This is a genomic window from Alkalibaculum bacchi (assembly GCF_937875145.1).
GTDB classification, from domain to species: Bacteria; Bacillota; Clostridia; order Eubacteriales; family Alkalibacteraceae; genus Alkalibaculum; species Alkalibaculum bacchi_A.
The window spans coordinates 1-26437 of sequence record NZ_CALNCS010000180.1; the positions used below are offsets into that span (position 1 = coordinate 1).

Annotated in this window: 22 protein-coding genes and 2 riboswitches; all 22 genes read left to right on the top strand. The window is 37.1% G+C overall.

The genetic code is table 11. The features are described from left to right. On the top strand, positions 1–1888 hold a 1888-nt coding region (locus Q7P22_RS10465), incomplete at its 5' end, for a cobaltochelatase subunit CobN (protein ID WP_303863923.1). 9 nt (positions 1889–1897) lie between these two features. After that, positions 1898–3823 (top strand): magnesium chelatase subunit D family protein, encoded by a 1926-nt coding sequence (locus Q7P22_RS10470; protein WP_303863925.1) that lies wholly within the window; start codon positions 1898–1900, stop codon positions 3821–3823. Between the two features lie 167 nt (positions 3824–3990). Continuing rightward, positions 3991–5028, top strand: coding sequence for an ATP-binding protein (locus Q7P22_RS10475; RefSeq protein WP_303863927.1), 1038 nt, complete (start codon positions 3991–3993; stop codon positions 5026–5028). Positions 5029–5030: 2 nt separating this feature from the next. Beyond that, positions 5031–6044 (top strand): radical SAM protein, encoded by a 1014-nt coding sequence (locus tag Q7P22_RS10480; RefSeq protein ID WP_303863929.1) that lies wholly within the window; start codon positions 5031–5033, stop codon positions 6042–6044. Between the two features lie 249 nt (positions 6045–6293). Further along, positions 6294–6491: riboswitch (cobalamin riboswitch) on the top strand. 156 nt (positions 6492–6647) lie between these two features. Continuing rightward, the gene (locus Q7P22_RS10485; RefSeq protein WP_303863931.1) at positions 6648–7820 is read left to right on the top strand and encodes an ABC transporter substrate-binding protein; all 1173 of its coding nucleotides are present in this window, start codon (positions 6648–6650) and stop codon (positions 7818–7820) included. Between the two features lie 173 nt (positions 7821–7993). Further along, entirely contained in the window at positions 7994–9022 is a 1029-nt protein-coding gene (locus Q7P22_RS10490) for an iron ABC transporter permease (protein ID WP_303863933.1), read from the top strand. Beyond that, on the top strand, positions 9015–10241 hold the full coding sequence (locus tag Q7P22_RS10495) for an ABC transporter ATP-binding protein (RefSeq protein ID WP_303863935.1): 1227 nt from the start codon (positions 9015–9017) through the stop codon (positions 10239–10241). The genes Q7P22_RS10490 and Q7P22_RS10495 overlap by 8 nt, the downstream gene beginning before the upstream one ends. A 16-nt stretch (positions 10242–10257) precedes the next feature. After that, on the top strand, positions 10258–11364 hold the full coding sequence (locus Q7P22_RS10500) for an adenosylcobinamide amidohydrolase (protein WP_303863937.1): 1107 nt from the start codon (positions 10258–10260) through the stop codon (positions 11362–11364). Beyond that, positions 11357–15109 (top strand): cobaltochelatase subunit CobN, encoded by a 3753-nt coding sequence (gene cobN / locus Q7P22_RS10505; RefSeq protein WP_303863939.1) that lies wholly within the window; start codon positions 11357–11359, stop codon positions 15107–15109. The genes Q7P22_RS10500 and cobN overlap by 8 nt, the downstream gene beginning before the upstream one ends. Positions 15110–15268: 159 nt before the next feature. Continuing rightward, positions 15269–16111 carry an ABC transporter ATP-binding protein gene (locus tag Q7P22_RS10510; protein WP_303863941.1) on the top strand — a complete coding sequence of 281 codons (843 nt, stop codon included), beginning with the start codon at positions 15269–15271 and terminating at the stop codon, positions 16109–16111. Next, a complete protein-coding gene (locus tag Q7P22_RS10515; protein ID WP_303863942.1) occupies positions 16108–16839 on the top strand; it encodes an ABC transporter permease in 732 nt (243 codons plus the stop codon). Before Q7P22_RS10510 ends, Q7P22_RS10515 begins: the two co-directional genes overlap by 4 nt. 108 nt (positions 16840–16947) lie before the next feature. Then, positions 16948–17082 (top strand): hypothetical protein, encoded by a 135-nt coding sequence (locus Q7P22_RS10520; protein WP_303863944.1) that lies wholly within the window; start codon positions 16948–16950, stop codon positions 17080–17082. A gap of 75 nt (positions 17083–17157) precedes the next feature. Continuing rightward, positions 17158–17493 (top strand): hypothetical protein, encoded by a 336-nt coding sequence (locus Q7P22_RS14995; protein ID WP_369695523.1) that lies wholly within the window; start codon positions 17158–17160, stop codon positions 17491–17493. Continuing rightward, positions 17456–17833, top strand: coding sequence for an ATP-binding protein (locus Q7P22_RS15000; RefSeq protein WP_369695524.1), 378 nt, complete (start codon positions 17456–17458; stop codon positions 17831–17833). Before Q7P22_RS14995 ends, Q7P22_RS15000 begins: the two co-directional genes overlap by 38 nt. Before the next feature lie 6 nt (positions 17834–17839). Then, positions 17840–18139, top strand: coding sequence for a hypothetical protein (locus Q7P22_RS15005; protein ID WP_369695525.1), 300 nt, complete (start codon positions 17840–17842; stop codon positions 18137–18139). Positions 18140–18148: 9 nt separating this feature from the next. Next, entirely contained in the window at positions 18149–19192 is a 1044-nt protein-coding gene (locus Q7P22_RS10530) for a radical SAM protein (RefSeq protein ID WP_303863945.1), read from the top strand. Beyond that, positions 19189–22515, top strand: coding sequence for a cobaltochelatase subunit CobN (locus Q7P22_RS10535; protein WP_303863947.1), 3327 nt, complete (start codon positions 19189–19191; stop codon positions 22513–22515). Before Q7P22_RS10530 ends, Q7P22_RS10535 begins: the two co-directional genes overlap by 4 nt. A 131-nt stretch (positions 22516–22646) precedes the next feature. Next, positions 22647–23615, top strand: a complete 969-nt coding sequence (locus Q7P22_RS10540) for a TIM barrel protein (protein ID WP_303863949.1) — start codon at positions 22647–22649, stop codon at positions 23613–23615. A 123-nt stretch (positions 23616–23738) separates the two neighbouring features. Further along, a riboswitch (cobalamin riboswitch) is annotated at positions 23739–23925 on the top strand. A 212-nt stretch (positions 23926–24137) separates the two neighbouring features. Next, a complete protein-coding gene (locus Q7P22_RS10545; protein WP_113919866.1) occupies positions 24138–24845 on the top strand; it encodes an energy-coupling factor ABC transporter permease in 708 nt (235 codons plus the stop codon). Continuing rightward, entirely contained in the window at positions 24829–25125 is a 297-nt protein-coding gene (locus Q7P22_RS10550) for an energy-coupling factor ABC transporter substrate-binding protein (RefSeq protein ID WP_303863951.1), read from the top strand. Before Q7P22_RS10545 ends, Q7P22_RS10550 begins: the two co-directional genes overlap by 17 nt. Further along, a complete protein-coding gene (cbiQ, locus tag Q7P22_RS10555) occupies positions 25109–25789 on the top strand; it encodes a cobalt ECF transporter T component CbiQ (protein ID WP_303863953.1) in 681 nt (226 codons plus the stop codon). The genes Q7P22_RS10550 and cbiQ overlap by 17 nt, the downstream gene beginning before the upstream one ends. Before the next feature lie 97 nt (positions 25790–25886). Then, on the top strand, positions 25887–26437 hold a 551-nt coding region (locus Q7P22_RS10560), incomplete at its 3' end, for an energy-coupling factor ABC transporter ATP-binding protein (protein WP_303863955.1).

Here is a 26437-nt window from a genome sequence, read left to right on the forward strand (position 1 = left end):
GGTATATGAAGAGCTAGGGCAGATGGATGAATTGATGAAACAGTATTATCATATCAAAGCTTCAGATCCTAAAAAATTGCCATTGATACAGAATGAAATCAAAGAGTTTGCATTTAAAATAAATATGGATAAAGACCTAGATCTTACGGAAGAAATGTTTCAGAATAATTTAGATGATTGCATACAGAAGATGCATGGATGGATTACTAAAGTTCAAACATGTGATATTGCAGATGGATTTCATATTCTTGGAATGATTCCTGAAGGAGATCGGTTTAGGAACATGTTGAAAATGCTCGTAAGAAACCGCAATGGGGATACTCCTTCCCTTCGCGATGGAATATGCGATTTGCTAGGACTTGATCACGAAGCTTTGTTGGATTCACCTGAAACTGCAACTGCTGATGGAAGATCATTTGGAATGTTGTTAGTAGAAGTTGATGAAATCGGGAGAAAGATTTTTAAGGATTTAGAAGCAAATAATTACAGTGCAGAGTATATAGATGAAATAATTGAAAAATATAGGGAGGATAAGCGCAATAGCTCAAAAAAATTAAAGGATTGCCTTGAATATGTTTGTGATTTTATAAAACCAAGGGTATTGCAGATTACAAGCGAGCTGGACAATATCACAAATGGAATAAATGGAAAATTTATACCTCCTGGACCTTCAGGAGCCCCCACAAGAGGAAATGCGGGCATTCTTCCAACAGGGAGAAATTTCTATTCCGTTGATCCAGGTGCTATGCCCTCACGTTCATCCTGGGAAATTGGAAAGACGTTGGCAAATCAGCTTATTGATCGCTATATATCTGATAATGGACAATATCCAGAAAGCATATCCGTTCTAGTTTGGGCAACGGAAGCTATGCGCAATTATGGAGATGATATTTCAGAAACTTTATATCTTCTTGGAGTGAGGCCTGTGTGGCTAGGTAGCACTGACCGGGTAATAGGCATTGAAGCGATACCTCTTGAAGAGCTTGGAAGACCAAGAATAGATATAACATTGCGCATTACAGGATTGTTTAGGGATTCTTTTCCTAATCTCATTGAACGCGTAGATGAACCAGAAGAACAAAATTTTATCAAAAAACATGTTCGTGAAGATATTGAGGAACTAATTGAGCAGGGGATTGATTTGGAAATTGCAAAACAACAGGCCATGTATCGTATTTTTGGTGATCCGCCTGGAGCATATGGTGCTGGAGTGTGCAATGTAGTTGAAAGTAAAAAATGGGAATCAGTTACAGATTTAGGTACAGTTTATACGACTTGGGGCGGGCATGCATATGGAAAAAAAGTTCATGGGGACAAACTTCCTGAATTATTTGCTTTGAGAATGAAAAAATCAAGTGTAGCTGTAAAAAATCAGTCTACTCTTGAAGTAGACATGTTGGACAGTGATGATTTTTATAATTATTTTGGCGGAATGGTTGCAGCGATTACAACCCATAGCGGAGAACAAAAACCTGCATACGTGCCAAGTACTTCAGATACAGACCATATTGAGACGGTATCGTTGCATGAAGAAGCATCCCGTGTAATGCGGGCTCGGGTAAATAATCCTAAATGGATTGAGGGTTTAAAAAAGCACGGTTATCGAGGTGCAAAACAGGTATCTGCTATGGTGGACTTTACTTTTGGCTGGGATGCCACTACGAATGTAATTGATGATTGGATGTATGATTGTATTGCCAATAGGTATGCATTTGATAAAGAAAATTCTGATTGGATAAGAGAAGTAAATCCATGGGCATTGCATAATATCTCTGAACGACTTTTAGAAGCCCATCAACGAGGAATGTGGAATGCAACAGAGGAACAGGTTGAAAAGTTAAAAAATATATATATAGAGATGGAAGGAAATCTGGAAGATTTGGGGTAGGTGATTAATTTGTTTAATAGAAACTCAGTATTTCCTTTTGTAGGGGTTTTAGGGCAGGATGCAGTTAAAAATGCGTTGATTTGGAATGTAATAAATCCACGTATTGGAGGTGTCTTGATATGTGGGGAAAAGGGAACTGCTAAATCAACATTAGTCCGTGGATTTGAAGCTGTTCTAGAGGGTCAAACTATTGTCCAATTGCCATTGAACGTCACAGAAGATAGGCTAGTTGGAACTATAGATTTTGAACACGCGATTAAATATGGGGATAAAAAATTTGAACCAGGAATATTACATAGAGCAGATAAAAATATTCTTTATGTTGATGAGGTAAATTTATTAAGTGATCATTTAGTAAAAATCCTCTTAGAGTCTGCTTCTTCAGGTATTAATATTGTGGAACGTGAAGGGATATCTTTTAAACACACATCTGATTTTATTTTGGTGGGAAGTATGAATCCTGAGGAAGGCGCACTACGGCCACAGTTTTTAGATCGATTTGGATTATATGTGGAAGTAAAAGGCGAAAAGGACCTGAGGAAGCGCTGTGAAATTATTCGTCGAAGAATATCGTTTGAAGAGGATCCCTTATCCTATGTGTCGAAATGGATGGAAGAAACAAGAACCCTTTCAAATAAGGTAAAGAGGGCAAAAGAAGATCTATTAAGGGTTACTGTAACACAAAATGCAATGCAGCTTGCATCTTCCATTGTAAAAGAAGGAAATTGTGAAGGGCACCGCGGTGAATTAGTACTAATAGAAACGGCAAAGGCAATTGCCGCATTTTCTGGGAGAACAGTTATTAATATTGAAGATATCAAAGAAGCTGCAAAATATGCATTGCCCCATCGCATACGTAACAATCAGCCTCAACAGCAAACATCTATGCCAACAGAGCAAGATGGAGATAAGGATAATCAACAAGAGGATAATAAAAACAAACCAAATGATCAACTTGATCAACAAGAACAATCCTCTGATACTTCACAAGATCAGGGTGAATTTAAACAACAAAGCGATCCATCTCAAATGGATAATTATGGGGATGAATCTACAGAATCTCAGGAGGAAGAGATAGGAGAAGGAAATAAGGAAACTGTTGATGACCCTGGACAACCATTTATAGTGAATAAATGGTTAGAGGAAAATGTAAATCGTACAGTTGTGAGGGGAAGTGGGAAGAGGAGTCGCGTTGTCACATCATCTAATCAAGGCAGATATGTGCGTTATGCATTTCCAAAAGGTAACAAAATAACAGATGTGGCATTAGATGCCACACTCCGCAGTGCAGCACCATATCAGCTGTTCAGGGAAAAGGGAAAAACTGCTATAGCGATTGAAAAAAGTGACATTCGAGTAAAGGTCAGAGAAAAGCGTTCGGGAAATACCATAGTATTTGTAGTCGACGCAAGTGGATCTATGGGAGCCAATAAACGTATGACAGCAGTAAAGGGGGCTATACTGTCATTGCTTAATGACGCTTATCAAAAGCGAGATAGAGTGTGTATGATTGCATTTAGGAATGACAGTGCCGAGCTTATGTTGGGTGTTACTAGGAGTGTAGATTTGGCTCAAAAAAAATTGAGCGTTCTTCCTACAGGTGGTAGAACCCCTTTGGCAGCGGGACTCGATATGGCGTATGACGTCATAAAGGGGGCTAAAATTAAGGATAAAGATATTCTTCCTGCTATAGTATTAGTGACAGATGGCAGAGCAACTTATGTGCGAAACGGAATAGATGCATTTGAGGATGCAATGCGTTCAGCACAACGGATAGGAACGGAAAAAATCAAAACGGTTTTAATCGATACGGATCAAAACTTTATACAATTAAATTTAGGAGAAAAAATTGCTACAGCGTTAAACGCCGATCGATATAAAATTGAAGATTTAAAGGCTCAAGATCTAGTTACTGCAGTTTCACAATGTATTTAATTAGAGAATATAATCTGTCATAATACGTTTAATGAGGGGAAAACGGAACAAATGTATTTTAATGCATAGATTCATCCATTGATTTTAGTTTCAACGTTTTTACTATTTCTTTTTATTGGAATCAAACTATATTATAAAGCAGAATAACAGGGATAAGGAGAGGAATTATGAATTTAGATAAAAAAATATATCCATTTACAGCAATTGTTGGGCAAGAGAGAATGAAACTATCATTGATTTTAAATGTAATTAACCCATCTTTAGGGGGAGTGCTGATACGAGGCGAAAAAGGTACAGCAAAATCGACAGCTGTGCGTGCACTTGCTGATCTTTTACCTGAAAGAAAACAGATTGAAGGTTGTAAATTTTCATGTGATCCAAATAATGTTGATTTAGCATGTACGGATTGTGCAGAAAAGATTCAATCGGACCAAAAGGTAGATATCATTATGTCAAAAATGAAAGTAATCGACTTGCCAATTGGTGCTACAGAAGATCGAGTTGTGGGAACATTGGATATAGAACAGGCAATTAAAAAAGGAGAAAAGCAATTTGAAGCTGGAATACTGGCTAATGGTAATAGAAATATTTTGTATGTGGATGAAATAAACCTTTTAGATGACCATGTTGTTGATGTACTACTTGATTCTGCCGCAATGGGTGTTAACTTTATCGAAAGGGAAGGGATCTCCTTTGCACATCCATCAAGATTTACTTTGGTTGGAACAATGAATCCTGAAGAAGGCGATTTAAGACCACAGCTTATTGACCGCTTTGGTTTAGTAGTTGATGTAATAGGAGAAAGTGATACTGCCCTTCGTACGGAAGTGATCAAGAGAAGACTTGAATTTGAAAAAGATCCTATTGAATTTAAAAATGCTTATCAAGCTCAACAGACTGAATTAGCAGAAAATATTGAAAAAGCAATGGAATTACTCTCAGAAGTAGTTTTTGATGATAGCTTACTTGAAACTGCAGCTAAAATTTCTACTTCCTTAGAGGTGGACGGTCATAGGGCAGATATTGTCATGATTAAAACTGCAATGACAATTGCAGCATATCATCAAAGAAATGCAGCAACCATAGAAGATTTAAAAGAAGCTGCCACATACGTTATGCCTCATAGAATGAGAAGGAGACCATTTGACGATTCTTGTTATGCAGGTGATACGATTAAACAAATGGTCGACGAGATGATGAGATAGAAATGAAAAAGCAGCAGATTTTGTTGGTGTTATGGGTCACGAGTAAATGCAATCTCAAGTGCAAATATTGTTATGCGGATGCATGTATGCAAGGAGATGACATGCCGTATGAGACAGCAATAGCTGCAGTTGAAAAGTTTAAGGAATACCCCTTAAAGGTTCAGTTTGCTGGTGGGGAGCCACTCCTTAATTTTAGCCTTGTTTGCCGCATTATAGACTACATAGAAAAGCATAATTATGTGGCAACATTCCAACTTCAGACCAATGGGACGTTGATCGATGAATCAATTGCAAAAGGCCTAAAAAAAAGGAGGGTTGCGCTAGGCGTTAGCCTTGATGGACAACCCCAAATTAATGAATGGTTAAGGGGAGGGACAAAACTAACGGTAAATGGGATTCGCAATCTCGCTAATCAGAATGTTAAGGTAAATGTTAACACTGTTGTGACCGCATATAATGTGAAAGAATTGCATAAATTACCGGATTTTGTACTGTATTTTGGAAATGTGGCAGGTATAGGTTTGGATTTACTGCGCAGTGCAGGGCGAGGGAAAAAGGATATCAATGGAATTTGCCCATCTGAGCCAGAAGAATTGCGTAAGGCAATGATTATGATGCATCATAGGTGTGAAGATCTATACCATATGACAGGTGTTCGAATTCATTTGCGTGAAGTATCAGAAGCAAAACAAAGACTAAGGTTTTCACAACAGACAAAAGAGTACTGTTATGCATCCTGTGGACGTTCTATTGTTATTCTACCTAATGGCGATGTTTATCCCTGTGGTTCTCTCATTGAAGATGAGGATTATTTTATGGGCAATATCCATGGTGAATTATTAAAGCCTATTGCACTAAAATATAAAGATAGAAGCAGCTGTACCAATTGCAGGTATCAAGTATATTGCCCTGGAAGTTGCCCTTCGAGGATAATTACGAATCAAATCGTAGATATCTCTGATTCGCTAGACTGTGTGATGAGGAAGACGGCATTTGAGATTACTGAAAAAATTTAGAAAATATGTTTTAAAAAATGAGTGTGTTGAACGCTATTATCTTGTGTTTTGCACAAACGGGAAACACAAAAAAATAGCAGAAGCAATATGCGCTTGTATTGCAAATTTAGACTACTCATTGACTTTGAGTTAGTTGGACAGTTAATCCTATAGATGATGTTTTATCAAAACATCCGTATATTCCCATTATATGATTTATAAATGGCAATGTTTAGAAAACAGCATTTGCTCATAAGATAAAAATGAAAAATTCAATATGAAGATATAGGTGCCTGTTGTAATTTGAGGGTAATTGTGAACAGGTGAAAAGAGAAGAAGGGTGAAAATCCCACGCGGTCCCGCCACTGTATAAGAGGAGTTCTACCAGAAATGCCACTGAGAAATTGGGAAGGCAGGTAGAATGATGATCCTTGAGCCAGAAGACCTGCCTATTCTGTAATACTATAACTCTACGAGAGATGGAGGGGGATAATGATGGTAGATCTATTGGATTGATCTGGTTAAAAGCCTCTTGAAGTAATGTTGAGAGGTTTTTTAAGTGCAAAAGTCGGAAAGAGAATATTGAAAAATATTCTGACAAATCAAAATCAAGGGGGAAGACAGATGAAAAAAATATTTAATAAAAAATTAATACTATCCATTTTAAGCATCCTATGTGTCCTTACACTATTTGGATGTACAAGCAAAGTAAAAGAAGAGGTCAAAACAGGTACAGATCCTTTGAAAGGCACGAATGTAGAAATAAGCTACACAGATGCATTTAGCATTGTAGATTATGGTAACGATATTAAATTAGTTACAGATGGAGAAAATCAAAAATTTTTATTAGTACCTGAAGGGGAAGAAACACCTGAAATAGCAGAAGCATCAGGTGCAGAGGTGATTCATACCCCATTAAAAAATGTGGTCTACTGTTCTTCTACACAAGTATCTTTATTAAAACCGTTTTTTGAGGAGGAAGATTGGAATTCTATTTCAGGCGTTACGACAAAAGCAGAAAAATGGTACATAGATGAAGTAAAGACAGGCATGGAAAAAGGTGATATTACCTTTGTAGGCGGAGACGGGATGGGTGAACCAGACTTTGAATTGATTCAATCTTTAAATCCTGATATGGTAGTCGTTTATACTGGGGAAAACGGTCAGCAAACTACATTAGCAAAAATGAAAGAACTAGGCATTCCTTGTATGGTAGTCAACGATTATACAGAAAACGACGATATGGGACGATTGGAATGGACTAGATTTTTAGCCACTTTTTATAATAAAGACAAAGAAGCAGCTCAATTTATGAGTGAAAAAGAAGATATGTTGAAAGAAATACAAGCCCATGTCGCAGATAAACCAAGTCCAAAAGTGGTATGGGCTAGTGTTTACGAAGGAACTGTATATGTTCCTAATGGTGGTTCTTATGTAGCAAATCAAATTGAAAAAGCTGGTGGCGATTATGTATTTGCGGACTTGAACCAAGATAAGGGTAGTAGCACTCAGCTTACACTAGAAGAATTTTACGAAAAGGCTAAAGACGCAGATGTATTTATCTATTCAACTAGTAATTTATATATGCCTTCTATTGCAGACCTTAAAGCTGTATCTCCTTTATTAAAGGATTTCAAATCTATAAAGGATGAAAATGTATACTGCTTTACTCCCTCATACTATATGAATTTAGATAAAACCGTTGAAGGCGTGAAAGACTTGGCTAAAATTTTCCACGAGGATGTTTATACAGATTGGCAGCTTCAAATGTACGAAAAATTGCCTGTACAAAAATAATATTTAGCTTCACAACACGTTTACAGGTGCTTAAATCCCAGTTGAATATTGAGTAAATGAGAGCTCAAGTGCCTGTAAATATATAATTTATCTACGAAGCGATTTAGATTATATTTATTTGAAAAATATGCAAAACACAGTTAAGACGATACTAAATAAAAGGAAAAAAATAAATGTCATTAAAGAAAAACTACTATTTTTGGATGTTTGTACTATTTTTTTTGGTAGTATTAGCTACATTTTTAATAAATATTGGAATTGGATCTGTAGAAATTCCCGTCAAAGATGTAGTGAAAATACTGACAGATGGACTGATAGACGGAGATACAAATTCCAGCATCGTGTGGAAAATTAGATTACCTAGGGCAATTGCAGTGATTTTTGGTGGAGCATCTATAGCTGTATCTGGACTGATTATGCAGATCTTTTTTAGAAATCCTATAGTTGAGCCTTTCGTGTTAGGGGTATCTTCTGGAGCTACTTTGATGGTTGGCCTGGTCATATTAGGTGGGGCTGTGCTAGGAATTCCACCTATTTTCTTAAATTCATGGACTACTGTAGGTGCTGCGTTTTTTGGTTCTCTTTTGGTCATGGCTATTAACCTGATTGTGGCTTCTAGGGTAAAAAGCAATGTGTCCCTATTAGTCGTAGGTCTCATGATCGGGTATGTGTGCAGTGCACTTACTAATATGTTGGTTACTTTTGCTGAAGAGGCTCAGGTAAAAGGCTTTGTGGTTTGGCAAATGGGGAGCTTTTCAGGATTTACGTGGAATTCTGTAAAAACATTGGTAATTATATCTATTCCCTTATTGCTATTGTCTACTCTTATGCACAAACCATTAAATGCAATGGTTCTAGGAGAGAGGTACGCTACTAGCTTGGGAATCAATATACGATTGGTGAAAGTTTTTCTCATTGGCGTTTCAAGTTTATTAAGTGCTTCTGTGACAGCTTTTGCAGGTCCAGTAGGATTTATTGGATTAGCCGTTCCTCATATGACTAGGATTTTTATGAGAACGTCAGATAACAAGATTGTATTTCCTGCAACCATGCTATTAGGGGCAGGACTTACTGGGATATGCGATTGTATTGCAAGAATGCTCTTTAGTCCCACAGAGATAGCTCTTGGTTCTGTGACTTCTCTAATTGGAGCTCCTTTAGTTGCCTATTTAATATTAAGGAGGAATAAGGACAATGGATGAATCAAATATCATTGAGGCCAAAAATTTAGCCGTAGGCTATGGCAAGAAAAAGGTAATATCACATATAAATATTACAGTCAAAAAGGGACAGATGATTTGTCTGTTGGGTCCTAATGGAACGGGAAAATCCACGATTTTAAGAACCTTATCCGGCCATTTACAGCCTTTAGAAGGGGAAATTCGATTATACGGAAAAGAAATCCACAAGATAAAGAAAAAGGAACTGGCAAAAGTACTATCTGTAGTTCTTACAGAGAAGATTGATCCAGAACTTATTACTGTAACTCAAATGGTAACATTAGGGAGACAACCTCACACAAATTTTTGGGGTGAACTTTCTAAAAAAGATAAAAAAATTGTAACGGATTGTCTTGAATTGGTTCATGCAACCCATTTAAAAGACAGGTATTATTCTACTTTAAGCGATGGGGAAAAACAGAAAGTAATGATAGCTAGAGCATTAGCACAAGAGCCTAAGGTAATCGTTTTGGATGAACCTACAAGCCATTTAGATGTAAAGCATAAAGTAGAAGTGCTGTCTATACTGAGAAAGATGAGCAGGGATAAGGGGATTATCACTATAATTTCCTTGCATGATGTAGACCTTGCTCTAAAAACTTGTGATGTTATTGTCATGTTAAAGGATGGCAAGGTTGTCGATTGGGGCTTGCCTGATCGCATTATAAAACCAAATACGATTGGAAATTTATACGATATAGAAGCAGCTGGCTACAATCATAAACTGGGTTGTATGGAACTTTTAAGCTGTGAAGGTGGTAGAGTATTTGTCCTAGCAGGAGGGGGGACAGGTATACCTATTTATAGAACCTTGTCCAAAAACAGCATTGGGTTTTCCACAGGTATACTCTATGAAAACGATATTGATACATATATTTCCAGTACGATGAAAGCAAAGACTATAACAATAAAAAATAGCAAGGAAATCGCCAAAGCCATCCAAAAGGCAAAAGAGGCTATAGATTCATGTGAAATCCTCATTGATGGAGGTTATGAAAGTGAAGAGGTGGAATCATGTAAGAGTAATTTAATAAATTATGCCATAGCAAAGAATAAGAGAATAATTTCCCTAAGCAAAAACAAAATTTCGTTGAAAATCCATCCTATGACTTATCTTCAAGAACAACTTCATAAAATGCTTCATTGTGAACAGGATGAAAGTCAAGAGAAAGAATATATTGTTTTAGGCGAGTGTAGGTAGAATGGAGAGAAAAATATTGAAGATTTTTACATTGTCCACTGGAGATGAAGTACATAGATATCAGAAGAGCATTGTCATCCCATTTCAAGGAGAGAGAAAGGTGATTAGCACATCTGTTTTAAATGGAGGGTATCAAGAAAGTATAAAAGCCATTTTTAATCATGATGCCAATCCAGGTGCAGGAATGGCCTGTGTTTTAAGGACAGATTCCTATTACAATGACATGAGATTAGTTTCCCAAGAGCTAGGACTAGATCCGGAGAGTACTACAGGAATTTCTACTGCTGCTTCTATGGAGAATGTATCCATAAAAACAGCTACATTTGAAGATTTGACAGTAACAGCTATTGTGACAGGTGGAGTAGAGGTCAATGGAGGAAGGGTAGGTGATCCTGCATTTTATCATGAACAAAAGGGAAAAGTGGAAAAAATTCCAGAGGGAACCATAAATATTATACTTTATATTGATGCAGATTTAAGTGAAGGCACAATGGCGAGAGCCGTGGTTACCTGTACAGAAGCTAAAACTGCAGCACTTCAGGAGCTAATGGCAGGGAGCAACTATTCTAGGGGACTAGCTACGGGTTCCGGTACAGACGGAACCATAGTTGTAGCAAATAGTCAATCACAGCTCCTTTTGACAAATGCAGGAAAACACAGCAAATTAGGAGAACTTATTGGCGTGACCGTAAAGTCAGCAGTAAAGGAGGCCTTATTTCTTCAATCAGGTCTATGTCCAAAGGAACAGCACAATTGTATCAGGCGTTTAAAGCGATTTGGAGTTTCGCAGGATCTGATCTGGGAGAAGTACAAAACATTACAAGGAAATAATTTAAGTAAACCAGAGTTTATTCATCGCTTAGAGGAACTGGAGACTGATGGCCAATTGGTCACTCTAACTTCTCTTTACGTTCATCTCATGGACCAGTTGGATTGGGGTCTTCTTATGCCTTTAGAGGTCGTCTCAGAAGGTCAGAAAATAATAGAAAGAATAAAAGACAGGTTTAACGTACTAATTGTTTCAAAAGTCACTGGCGATTTTGTCGATAACACTGTTGAATGCATGATTGACGTCTTTGTAGATACCATTGCCAGGGTAATGGAGGTGGGTCAGGATGTTTAAAATAACATGGATTCTCTCTCCTATGGATTCCTCCTATTCCTTAAGGGAAGCAAGAGAACTCACAAAGGAAGAAGCGGGAGATCAGATTATGGTCCATTTTATAGATAGCTATAAAATGGATACAGATCTAGAAGAGTATCAAAGATCTTATGAGTACTTAGAAAACGCAGATTTTATTGGGATACTCATTCACGGTGGGCTTACTCAATTTAATTCTTTTGAAGAAATTATGAACCAATACGGAGGAAAAAAGAAATTTTTTATCTATTCAGGATTTGAAGATGAAAATAGGGCAATGCTGAAGCACTCTAAAATATTTCCCGAGGAATATTCAGAAATAGTGAAATACATACGGGGTGGAAGTACAAACAATTGCATCAATTTATACAAGTATTTATCCTCAAAATATGGTGACAAAAAACATTCTTATGATCCTCCAGAAGCTTTAAGCTGGGAAGGAATTTACTACCCTAAAAAAGATTTTAATACCTGTGTCACAGAAATTGCTCATAAGAGAAAAGCAGGAACGCCTATAATAGGAGTCCTGTTTTACAGCAAATACGCTCACGAAAGAAACACCGAGCACATTGATGCGCTCATTACAGAGGTTGAAAAAAGGGGCGCCTATCCTTTTGTAATCTATACTGCTTCTGCTCCAGAACCGTGTGTAGGATGTAAGGGTTTTAAATGGGTAATGGACAATTTACTTATGATTAATGGAAACTGTCAAGTAGATGCGATCATTAATGTCTTAGGTTATTCTCAAAGTATTATGGCAAGTGCTGGAGACGGAAGGAAGATGATTCAAAATAGTATATTTGAAGCTTTGGACATTCCTGTAATGCAGGGTGTGGTCACGTATCAAACTTACGAAGACTGGAAAACCAATTTAAGAGGTGTGGATGGAATGTCTTTTACGAGTAGTATATACTACCCTGAATTTGATGGCCAGATTACTACAACTACTTTTGCCTATAGTGAATACGTCAAAGACCATATTGGAAACAGAACTGTTCATAAACCTATATTAAGTCAGGTGAGTCAAATATGCAGACTGGCAATCAATTGGGCAAAACTTCGGATTGTGGACAATAAAGATAAAAAAGTAGCTATATTATTCCACAATATGCCTCCGAGAAACGATATGATAGGCTGTGCCTTTGGGTTAGATACTCCTCAAAGCGTTTATCTCATGGTTGAGGCCCTCAAAAAAGCAGGTGTTAAGACAGAATATTCCTTTGAAGGCGGAGATGAAATCATTCAAAGGATTATTAATGCAGTAACCATTGATACTAGATGGCTATCAGCAGATCAAGCTATAGAGCGCAGCGTAGACACGATTGCTGGGGAAGAGTACCGGGATTGGTTTTCTAAGCTTGACAATAAAGTTCAGGAAGAATTGATAAGGGATTGGGGCAATCCTCCAGGGGAGTACATGGTTCACAATGATACCCTTCCTCTACCTGGAATTATCAATGGAAATATATTTATAGGTCTCCAGCCGCCTAGAGGTTATGAGGAAAAAGCGGAAGAAGTATACCATAATACGGATATCGTCCCTCCTCATCAGTATATTTCATATTACAAATGGATAAGAAATGCTTTTAAGGCTGATGTCATCTTCCACGTAGGAACCCATGGCACATTGGAATGGTTGCCAGGAAAAGAAATTGGTTTATCTAAAGCCTGTTACCCTTATGTGACAATTGACGATATACCTCATCTATATCCCTACAGCATTACAGTACTAGGTGAAGGAATTCAAGCAAAGAGGAGATCCCATGCAGTGATTTTAGATCATTTAATACCCTCTATGATGCTAAGTGGCACATATGATGACATGGAAGAACTAGATGAGCTCCTTAAGCAACACTATCAAGCAAAGCAAGGAGATCAAGGAAAAATTCAGGTTTTAAAAGAAAAAATCATAGAATTAGCCCTTGAAAATAACTATGATAAGGATTTAAACATACATAAAAAGGAAATGGAAGAGGATTTTCAAGGATTTATAAAGATACTTCATTCCTGGTTAGAAAGCATTAAAAATACCTTGATTAAAGATGGACTTCACATTTTTGGCAGGATGCCAACTGAAGAGAGATTAGAAAACATGATTTGCGCGTTGCTCAGATTATCTAATGGAGAGATTCCCTCCCTACTGGAAGCAGTTTCAACATTATATGGCTATGATTATAAATACATTGTAGAACAGGAACATAAGGTGAATTCCACTGGCAAAACCAATCTCATGATTGTAGATGAATTGGAGGAATTTAGCCGTAAAATCATCCATATGTACATAGAATCAAAATTAGATATAAATGCTACGATACAATACGTAAAGGAAAGTATAGGCTGTGAAGAAACAAATATTCAACAGCTGCTCCTAATTCTTGATTTTATTTGCCAAGAAGTCATGCCTAAGCTAAAGGATACAGAAGACGAAATAAAAAATATGGTAAAGGGCATTGAGGGAAGATTTGTTCCACCAGGAAAGGGTGGATCTCCTACAAGGGGAAATGTAGATATATTGCCTACAGGGCGAAACTTTTATTCTATAGATCCAAGGGCGGTTCCTACTCGAGCTTCCTGGGAAGTGGGCAAACAACTTGGAGACCAACTTATAGAGCGCTATTTAAAAGAGGAGGGTATGGTTCCTCAAAGTGTTGTCATCGTCATATACGCAGGAGAGACCATGAAGACTTCAGGAGACGATGTAGCTGAAGTGCTTTATTTAATGGGGATAAAGCCCAAATGGGTTGACAATACGGATATCGTCATGGGTCTTGAGGTGATTCCCCTAGAAGAATTAAAGAGACCTAGAATAGATGTGACACTTAGAATCTCAGGCCTGTTTCGCGATACTTTCCCCAATTTAATTGAGATGATAGAGGAAGCTGTAAATAAAGTAGCTGCTTTAGACGAAAGTGGAGAAGACAATTACCTAAAGAGAAATATCGACTTAGAAGTACAAGAATTGCTTAAGGAAGGAGCAAGTCTTAAAGTTGCCCAGGAAGAATCAAAACTAAGAATTTTCAGTGATCCACCAGGGACTTATGGAGCTGGTGTCGATATGCTCATAGAGAGCAAGAACTGGAAGGATTACACGGACCTTGGAAATAATTATGTGTTTTGGGGAGGTCATGCCTATGGCAAAAACGTTCACGGTAAAAGAGTGACAGAGGTCTTTTCGAAACGCATGTCCCGTGCTGAAATTACTATAAAAAATGAATCCTCTATGGAAATAGATATGTTGGAAAGCGATGATTTCTACAATTATCACGGAGGCTTGATAGCTGCTGTCCGTACAAAATCAGGGAAAAAGCCAAAGTCTTATTGTGGGGATAGCAGCGACCCTGCCAGAGTAAAATTAAATGATGTAGGCGAGCAGTCGGCAAAGATCATGCGAGCCAGGATTTTAAACCCGAAATGGTTTGATGGGCTGACAAAACACGGATATAAAGGAGCTCAGGAAATATCGGGGATGGTAAACTTTGTCTTTGGTTGGGATGCTACATCGGATATTATAGAAGACTGGATGTACGAGAAGATCAGCGAAAACTACTTGTTTAACGACGAGAGGAGAGAATGGATCAAAAGCGTAAACCCTTGGGCTGTACACAATATGGTAGAGCGATTATTGGAGGCTAATCAAAGGGGAATGTGGAATGCCAAGGAAGAAAGTCTAGAAAAATTGCATGGTTTGTATCTATCTATAGAAGGAGATATAGAAGAATACATATAAGCGCCTGCAGCGCTTTAGCCATCATCCACCAGTGCTCTAGGGTTAGGCTCTGCGGGTCAAAGGTCTAACCCTAGAACTGGAGTGGTATTAAGAATCAAAAGAAGGGCTTGTCTATTAAATAAAAAGACATTAGAGTTGCTAATAAAAAGGAGAAAGTACATGTTGAAATTAGTAGATTTGACAAAAAAATATGGGGATTTGACAGCTGTAAATAAGTTAAATCTAACCATAGAAAGTGGAGAGTTTTTTGGCCTTCTTGGTCCCAATGGTGCAGGTAAAACTACTACCGTTCGAATGATCAGCACAATCACCCCAAAAACATCTGGGGATATTATTATAGACGAAGTGAGTATGGACAGGAATCTAACAGCGATAAAGATTAAAATTGGCGTTGTTCCCCAACAAAATAATTTAGAAAGTGAAATGACTGCATGGGAAAATCTAGAGGTCCATGGATTAATCTATAAAATGCCTAAGGAAAAGCGTAGAGAAAAGATTGAAGAGATCCTGCATTATACGGATTTATACGACCGCAAAGATGATTTGGTCAGTAAATTTTCTGGAGGGATGAAAAGAAAGCTTATGATAGCCAGGGCACTTATGCACGAACCTGAAATATTGCTTTTAGATGAACCCTCCGTAGGCTTAGATGCATCCTGGAGGAGAAAGATGTGGGATCTCTTAAAAAAATTAAAAGCTTCTGGATTAACAGTACTCCTTACTACTCATTATATTGAGGAAGCAGAAGTTCTTTGTGATAGGGTAGGCCTAATCAACGGGGGAGAACTGGTAGAGCTGGATTCTCCACGTAACCTTATTAAAAAAGTAGGGGAGTTTACGGTAGAAAATTTTGTAAATGGAATCACAACAGAAGAATTCTTCAATTCAAGGGAAGAAGCTGTCGCTTACGCTTCAGGTTTAGAAGGTAGCGTAAATATAAGACCTTCCAATTTAGAAGACGTATTTCTGAAATTGACAAACAGAAGGGTGGAGCCTAAATGATTTTATATGGAATACTATGGCAGGAGTTTATTATATTTAAGAGAAAATTTTGGAGCACCACCATTGGAGCAATGGTTTCACCTATTTTGTACTTAATTGCCTTTGGTTGGGGGTTAGGAAGCAATCTAAAAATGGAAGGCACATCTTATATGCAATTTGTCATTCCAGGGATTATAGCCCTAAACACCATGATCACCAGTTTTAACAATACAGCCAACTCTATCAATATATCTAGACTGTATTACAAGACTTTCGAAGAGTATATGGTAGCTCCCATTAATATGAGAACCTATGCCATAGGCAAAATTGTTTCAGGAGCATTTTATGGGATCTACTCTGCGATGCTAATTGTATTAATTGTCATGATTTTTGGCGGTGGATTACATATTACCCCTTACTTTATACTCATTGCCATACTAAATTGCTTTTTATTTTCTGCTGGTGGATTTATAGCAGGGCTTAAGATTAATTCCCATGCAGATATGGCAAAATTTTCAAATTTTATTATTACCCCTATGTCTTTTTTATGTGGAACTTTTTTCTCTATCGAAAAAATGCCTGTAGGGATCAAGTATTTTATTAATATTTTACCTTTAACCCATACGAGTCAAGGTTTGAGAGCTATAGGAGAATCTCTTGAAATGATGGCATTGCACTTTGCAGTATTAGCAGTTTACTTTGTCGTCCTTCTGATTATGGGCATAAGGTTATGTAAAAATATTGAATAAAGCTGTAGGAGCCACAGGCGCCTTATTTATAAGTTATACGTTGTAAGTTCTATGTAAGATTTTTTACTCACTAAAAGTGAGATTGCCATTGAAAAAATCAAAACTATAGTGATCGATACAGATCAAAACTTTATCAGAATGGATTACATTGAAAAGCTGTCAAAGGCCATCAATGGAGAAATATATAAAATTGAAGATCTTAAAGCACAAAGTATCGTTGCAGCAGTAAACCACTCATTATAAAAACTTAAAGGAGATAGCAAAATCACTATAGGAAAAAAGATATACCCTTTTACTGCAATTGTTGGACAGGACAAAATGAAATTGGCTCTCATCTTAAATGTGGTCAATTCATCTTTAGGTGGGGTGTTAATTAGAGGGGAAAAGGGTACAGCAAAATCGACAGCTGTACGAGCGCTAGCAGATCTTCTCGCAGAGCAAAACTTTATAGAAGGTTGTAAGTTTTCCTGTGATCCATCTAATGAAGAACAAATGTGTGACTACTGTTTAGCGATGATAAAAAATAATAGCCCTATTCAAGTTGGCAAAGGGAAGAAGAGAGTAATTGACCTACCAGTAAGTGCTACAGAAGATCGAGTAGTGGGAACTCTTGATATTGAACACGCTATCAAAAAAAGGGGAGAAGAAATTTGAAGCGGGCATTCTAGCTCAGGCAAATCGAAATATACTGTACGTAGATGAAGTCAATTTATTAGACGACCATGTAGTTGATATTTTATTAGACTCGGTTGCGATGGGCGTGAGTACCATTGAAAGGGAAGGGATTTCTTTTGTGCATCCCGCCCGCTTTACATTGGTTGGAACTATGAACCCTGAAGAAGGTGATTTAAGACCTCAGCTCTTAGATCGCTTTGGTCTAGTTGTAGACGTAATTGGAGAAGACGATACAGCAAAAAGGGTTGAAGTAATCAGGAGAAGGCTTGAATTTGAAAAGGATCCAATGAATTTTTACAAAGCCTATGAAGAAGAATAAAAAGCATTGTCTAACAAAATTCAAAAAGCTATTGAATTTTTACCTCATGTAGTAATTGATGATGAACTTTTAGAGACTGCTGCAAAGATATCTACATTTTTAGGTGTAGATGGCCACAGGGCAGATATGGTCATGATCAAAACTGCCATGACCATTGCCGCTTTAAAGGAGAGAGAGAAAGTGGAAAAAAGGGATTTAGTAGAATCAGCTGCCTTTGTACTGCCTCATAGGATGAGGAGAAGACCTTTTGAAGAGTCTCTTATCAATATGGATATAATCGAAGAAAAAATAAATGAGTTTATATAAGGTTCTATTATGGCAAAACCAAGAAATTTAATCGTACTTTGGACTACAGGCAGATGCAACTTAAAATGTAAGTACTGCTATGCTGGAGGAACAAGTATACATGCGGATATGGAGTTTGAAACGGCAAAAAAGGTTTTAGATTATTTTGGGAAAGAACCTATGAAGGTTCAATTTGCAGGTGGCGAACCTATGCTTAATTTTGATTTGATCCGCAAAGTATATAAATACGTAAGAGAACGTGGATACGACGGATCCTTCCAAATGCAAACCAATGGGACCCTCATAGATTCAAAAAAGGAAAAGGAAATAAAAGAGATGAATATGGCCATTGGCATCAGTTTAGATGGCGTTCCCGAAGTAAATGAGCATTTACGAGGAAAGACAAAAGAAGTTATTCATGGAATTCAGGCATTATGCCAAGAGGGAATGATGGTCAATATAAACAGCGTAGTAACAGCACAAAATGTAGAACAAATTCCAAAGTTAGCGGACTTTGCCTTCTACCTGGGAAATATAGGGGGAATTGGTCTGGACTTGCTTAGACAAGCTGGGCGAATGAAAGAGAGTAGCTGTCAAGTAAAAAAGGCAAGCCCCAGCCAATTAGAGTCTGCCCTTAGCTCCCTTCAACAGCGTTGCAATTTTTGGTACCAACACTCTGGAAGAAAGATAGGTGTGAGAGAGGTTGAGGAGGCTCGAACACGGCTTAAACATTCACTATCCAATGAAAACTACTGTTATGCATCTTGTGGTAGGTCCTTTGTAGTACTTCCTAATGGAGATATTTATCCCTGTGGTTCTCTCATAGATAAGCCCAATCTTTACATGGGTAATCTCCAATTTGAGGACAAAATTAGGAGTATTTCCCTACCAAAGCAGGATAGAAAACTGTGTATCAATTGCAAATATATTGCCATTTGTCCAGGAGGGTGCCCTTCTAGATTGATTGTTAATAGAAATACATCTGAAGAAGTTTTAGACTGCGTTATGAAGAAAACAGCCTTTGAAATCGCACAAGAAGAGCTATCATCAAATAGAAAGGAGGTTCAGATATGAATGTAAGAAATAATCCATCAGATGGGATATTTCATCCTGATTCAAAAATCTATTTTTCTTCCCTTGATTCCTATTTAGATTGGTATCTAAAAGGAAAAGACATTAAAGGAATTTATTGGGTAGGGATACTCACCCATGGTGCTAGCGTCTTTAGTGACAATAATCAAGTTGAGAATGCCTTGGTCTACGCTCTTGAGCAGATAGGTCTTGGTGTAATTCCCGTCTTTAATTACCTTTCTGCTGAGAAAGAAGAGAGCATCTTGGATTTACCTGAAATTGTAGAAAAGTACCTTATTACCGAAAAAATTCACATCGATGGACTAGTCCATTTACAGATGTTGTCAGCCATAAAAGAAGGCAAATTGGACGATCTATTTAAGCAGACTACGGAAGTGTTTAAGTCGGTAAATGTGCCTATATTTAGGCCTATTGTAAGCCATTTGCAAACAGAAGAGGAATGGCTAGACAATTCTAGTGGGATGGCAATGGAAATACACTCATCATTTACTACCAATGAAATGATGGGAATGATTGAACCCATTTTAATAGGATGTAGGGATGAACAAAAGGGCCTTCTTGGAAAAATACCCATTATGGATCGCATAAACCGAATTGCAAATCGGGTAGGAAAATGGATAGAGATGAAAAATACTCCAAATCACCAGAAGAAATTTGTACTCATGATTCATAGCTCACCTTGTTCTGGAGTTGAAGCTACCATTGGAAGCGGCGCTGGATTAGACGTATTTGAGAGCTTGATTGGTATTATGAAAGCCTTACAGGAAAATGGATATTTAATAAATAATATTCCTGAAAATGGAGATGCGTTACGTCAAATTATTATGGACCGGAAGGCATATCAGGATTTTCGGTGGACTACGGTAGAAAGCATTGTTGCTGGTGGAGGAGTTCTATACAAAATGCCTATGGAGGGTGAAGGTGGATATTTATCCTTCCATAGGGAACTTCCCTTTCAAATGCAAAATGAGTTAGAGGATACATGGGGAAAAGTACCAGGAGAAGGAATGGTTTTTGAAGGAAAAATCATCATTACTGGTGTGGAATTTGGAAATGTAGCTGTGATGGTTCAACCAAAGAGAGGCTGCTATGGAGCCAAGTGTACAGGAGAAGTGTGCAAGATTTTACACGATTCATCTTGTCCTCCCCCCTATCAATACATTGCTACTTATAGATATATCGAACGCATTATGAAGGCTCATGCCATAGTTCACGTGGGAACAGGAGGAAGTCTACAATATTTACCAGGGAAGAGCAATAGCCTATCCTCAAATTGTTGGCCAGATATTGTACTGGGTAATACGCCAAATTTATTTCTATACAATGCAGCTGTAGGAGTGGAAGGGACTATTGCAAAGAGGCGAAATTCAGCTGTAATCTTAGACTACATGCCCTCTAGTTTTACTATGGATGTTTCTAAAGTGAAGCTCATAAAGCGCATATCTGAATATATAGAAGCTTTAGAGGTAGAGAGCGATCAGGCTGAAATAATCGAAATGGAAATTCAAGAGAGGATACAATCATTACCTAGAGCCCAAGAAATCCTAAGGGGAGAAACAGAAAGGGTAAGAGGATTAGAAAAGTTAAAAGATTTACTCATTCAATCGATTAATGCTAATAGAGATGAAAAACTTCACGTCTTTGGCAAAAAGCTAAGCCTTAAAGAAATAACCGCTTATATAATGGAGTCTATAGATGGAAGCAGCTCTAATGCGCGTGCGTTAAAGAACCTTTGCCAGGATATATACGAGTATCATACTTTGCTGTTGGATTTAATCCACCACTTCCTGTGTGGGAACCCTGTAGAAGATAAAAAGATAGAGAAGGTTCCCAAAGAACTGATAGCAAATCTCCAATTAGAAATTCATGGAATGGCAGAGTCTTTAGAATATATGGAGGAAGAAATCATATGCCTAGTAAATGCTTTGGAGGGAAAATACGTAGAGCCTGGTTTGGCTGGAATGCCTTGTGATGATATTCGAGATATTCTGCCAACGGGAAGAAATCTGTTTATAATGGATGTTCAAAAGGTACCTACTCCTGAAGCGTATTTAATTGGAATGAAGTTAGCAGAGGAAATGATAGCACAGTATAAAGAAGAAGAGGGGGAAATACCTGAAAAAGTAGCCATGAATATGATGTCTATGGATATCTCCATGACCAAGGGAGAGCAAGTTTCACAGATGCTCTATCTTATGGGAATAAAACCTGTATGGAATAATAATGGGAAGGTAGAAGGCTTAGAGGTGATTCCTTTAGAACAACTAAGACGCCCTAGAATAGATGTGATGGTTCGAATCACAGGAGTACTACGAGACGCTTATCCTCAAGTGGTTGATTTGATGGACCAAGCAGCAGTTATTGCTTCGAATACTGAAGAACCCTTAGATAAAAACTACATACGAAAAAACACTCTACAATTGATTCAGAAGCTTAAAGAAGCAAAGGATGATGGGAATATAGAAAGGCGAGCTACTATTCGAATATTTGGAGATAAACCTGGAACCTATGGATCAGGTGTAGACTTAGCTTTAAAGGCTAGCGCCTGGAAGGAAGAAAAGGATATTGCAAAAGTGTTTACTGCATTTTCAGGTTATGCTTATGGCAATGGCTTAAACGGATATACCTCTAGCCGTGAATTCGTTGAAAACGTAAAAAATACAGATATATCCTATGAAAAAACTACTTCAAAAAGATACGATGTTTTGTCTTCAGGGTTTATTTCATCTGTTCAGGGAGGATTTCAAACCTTAAAAAAGAATTTTTCAAAAGCTCAATTAAAGCAGTATCACGGCAGAGTAGAGGAAAGTGAAATCCCTATCATTTCTACAATGGCAGAAGAGCTAAAGAGGAATTTGAATGAAACCATATTAAATCCCTTTTGGAATGAAAGCATGATGGAAAAAGGTTACGATGGAGCAAGTGAAATAATGGAAAGAATACAGACGGTATTTAGTTGGAAGTCTTTGACAAAAAACATTAAAGATGAGGATTTAGATCGGATGGTAGACTTTTATGCCAATGATAAAGATATGAAAAATTGGTTTCAAAAATATAATCCCTTTGCTTTTGAAGAAATATGTCGAAGATTTTTAGAATTACATCAAAGGGACTGTTGGAACCCAAACTCAGAAGTCCTAGAAAGTTTAAAAAAGACTTATATGGAAATGGAAGGTGAAATGGAAGAAATATCTCAAGAGCAAGGAGGAGAATATCAGGGAGGGAATACAGAGGTGTTGACTTATGAAGATATAGAAACGTGGGGAGATAAGCTAAGCTTAGTAAATGATTTGTTTGATATTTAATGTTTTTTAGAAATTTCACTTTATATGTATCAGTTAAAAAACGTATTGAATTAGACCATACTTGTAGATCATATAAATTTACATACTGTGTTTTAGCTTTTAGAAAGAAGGTCAGTATATTGTTAAAGCTAATGAATTTTTCAACCCATCCATCGGACCTGGATAAGTTTTCAGGTGATTACAATAAAATAAAACAATTTTTAAAAAAACATGCTATGCACGGATTAGAACTCATTCAATACTCGCCTTGGAACGATGGAGTTATTCCATCGTCTATGATTCATGGCCTTCATATGCGATTTTGGCCTATGTGGTTGGACTTTTGGAGGAATGACAAAAGTAAACTTATAAAACAATTTGGAGAGAAAAGCACTTGGGTACATTATTATGGGGGCGAATCTAGAGACGCGATTATAGAGCATTATCAAAAGGAATTAAAAGATGCCTGCGCTATGGGAGCTAAATATGTAGTTTTTCATGTATGCCATGTACAGCTTGAACATAGTTATACTTACTCCTTTGACTATACGGACAGTGAAATTATTGAGGCGTTTATTGAGATGATTAATGAAGTTCTTGAAGGTTTTGAGCCCAGTTTTGATTTGCTTCTAGAAAATCTCTGGTGGCCAGGTTTAACCATGCTTGACAAAAAAAACTCTACAAGGCTAATGGAAAGGATTAAATATCCCAATAAAGGTTTTATGATGGATATAGGGCACTTAATGAATACCAATAAAGAACTCAAAAGAGAAGAAGAGGCAACAGATTATATTTTAGAGGTGTTGGATAGCCTAGAGGATTTGGCTGTCAATATTAAAGGCATTCACTTGAACAGCTCACTTTCAGGAGAATATGTGAAAAGGGAGATTGCATCTTATAAAGGACATGATTATAAGGGAGACTTTTTTAATCGCTACGTGAAAGCCTTCAGCCATATATCTCAAATTGACAGACATACACCATTTACACATCCTTCAATAAAAAAGGTGATCGATTATGTGAGACCCCAGTATCTTGTTTATGAGTTTATTTCAGAATCCTTAAATGAACTAGATAAATATATTAAAGAACAAGATAGAGCTTTAGAATCAATTATTTAACTCAAATTTGCTACAACAAATAGTTGCAATAATGTAAGATACATCAGATAGCTATATCCTTTGAAAGAAAAAGATTACTTGATTATAGAAATTATTTATGATAACATTAATGCAGATAGAAAATTGAATATTACCGATTTAGGTTCATTTTGATTAAATGGGAAAGAGGTGTAATTCCTCTACAGCCCCCGCTACTGTAAATGATGACGAACCCCTAGGCAACTCCACTACATCACCTGTTGATGTGGGAAGGATTAGGGAAGTAGGATGATTCAAAGTCAGGAGACCTGCCTAGATTGGAGAATGTGTAAAGCTTCGGAGGGAGGTTTGTTACCGTAATTGGATAACATTGTTTTTATTAACCAGATCTCACGTAGATCTGGTTATTTTTTTCGAGGTGTAAAAACTTCTTGGATTTCTAGATAACTAAAAATATTTAGGAGCACCCTCCGCTTTAAATAAAACAAGGAGAGAATTTTAATGAAAATACTTAAAATCAAAAAAATCAACACTGCAATTTTTATGTACGCCCTTATTTCTTTAGTAATGTTTAGCGTAAAAGACGTACAGGCGATGCATATTATGGAAGGCTTTCTTCCAAAAGGATGGGCACTGTTTTGGACAGTTGTGGCTATACCATTTTTCGTCCTTGGAGTGCGCAGATTAAATTTTATATTTAAAAATCAACCAAATAAGAAACTTTTAGTCGCATTGGCAGGCGCATTTGTATTTTTATTATCCGCTTTAAAAATTCCTTCTGTAACAGGCAGCTGTTCACATCCTACTGGTGTAGGCTTGGGAGCTATATTATTTGGACCAACTATTATGACTGTACTAGGAGTAATCGTTTTACTATTCCAAGCTCTATTACTAGCCCATGGCGGTATTAGTACATTAGGTGCAAATGCTTTCTCTATGGCAGTAGTTGGTCCTTTTGTAGCTTATGGAATCTTTAAATTACTTCGAAAGAACAATGTGAATGCAGGCGTTTCTGTTTTTGCAGCAGCAGCATTGGGAGATTTAGCTACTTATGTAGTTACCTCTTTGCAATTAGGTGTGGCCTTCCCTGATCCAGTAGGAGGTATAGCAGTATCTATTTTTAAATTCTTAAGCATCTTTGCTCTTACTCAAATCCCCATTGCAGCAGCAGAGGGAATCATCACTGCTTTAGTATACGACAAAGTCGTAGAGTATGAAGGAAAGGATGTAATAAATGAAAATTTCAACTAAAATCATACTAGTATTTGCATTACTAGTTTTAATCATCGTACCTTTAGTCATTACAAATGATGCTGAGTTTGGTGGAGCTGACGGTGAGGCAGAAGAAATGATTACTGTTATTAACCCTGATTATGAACCTTGGTTTAGTAGCTTTATGGAGCCAGCCAGTGGGGAAATTGAATCTCTGCTCTTTGCTTCACAAGCCGCATTAGGTGCAGGGATCATCGCATATTACATAGGATATAATAAAGGAAAAAAGGAAAAAAAAATCCATGTTACAAGTCGATAAAATCGCTTATACAAACAAGTTGACTAAAATAAATCCAAAAATCAAATTTGTTGCAGCAATGATTTTGCTATTTACAGCAATTATTTTTGAGAACATACCTATGTACATTGGTATGTTTCTCTTTATTGGATTTGTACTGGTTCAATTTGCAGGCATAAAACTTAATCGTTATCTTAAGTTTTTTATGATACCTTCATCCTTCTTATTATTGAGCCTAGTAACTATTTTGATTTCTGTATCAAAGAGTGCAGATGTTTTTCTTTATAATATTTCAGTAGGAGGATTTTACATTGGCATAACGCAGTCTTCTTTAAATCGATGTTTTATCTTGTTTTTTAGAGCCTTAGCCTGTCTTTCTTCTACTTATTTTCTTGCCTTAACGGTGCCCATTAACCAGCTATTAAAAATATTAAAGAGTATGAAAATGCCAATTGTAGTATTGGAGATGGTCATGCTCATTTATAGGTTTATAATGATGTTCTTGGAAGAATACAAAGATATGCAGACGGCTATATATTTGAAATTTGGATATGGAAATCTAAGGACATCCTATAGATCTATGTCTTTGCTCCTTGTCAGTCTCTTCACTAGAATGATGAATAGATATGAGGAATTGAGCATTTCACTAGAAGTAAAATTATATGATGGAGATTTTCATGTATAGGCTATAGAATTGCCATAATCTATATATGATCCCTTGAGGAAAATAAAAAGATAATGCGAGCTTAAGCAAAGTAACAAAGACATGCAAGGAGGCTTTTATGTTAAGAACAGAGCACTTGACTTATAAATATGAAGATAATACCATAGCCTTAAAAGATGTAAAAATCAACTTAAATAATGGTAAAATCATCGCTCTTATTGGGGGCAATGGAGCAGGAAAATCTACTATGTTTTTAAATCTAATGGGCATATTAAAACCGACAGAGGGTATCATTCTTTTTAATGGGCAACCACTAGAGTATAATAAAAAATATATGTACGAATATCGTCAAAAGGTGAGTTTGGTTTTCCAAGATCCAGATAAACAAATATTTCACTCGAATGTCTATGATGATGTAGCTTTTGCCTTGAGAAATATTGGATTACCTGAAGATGAAGTAAAGCGCAGGGTAGACGACGCCTTAATACAAACTGAAGCATATGATTTTAAAGAAAAAGCTGTCCACTACCTCAGCTATGGACAGAAAAAAAGAGTAGCCATTGCTGGAGTCATAGCTCTAAATACACAAGTTATACTCTTTGATGAGCCAACAGCCGGTTTAGACCCAGCAATGACAAGAGGAGTTGTCAAAATTATCAATACTTTAGC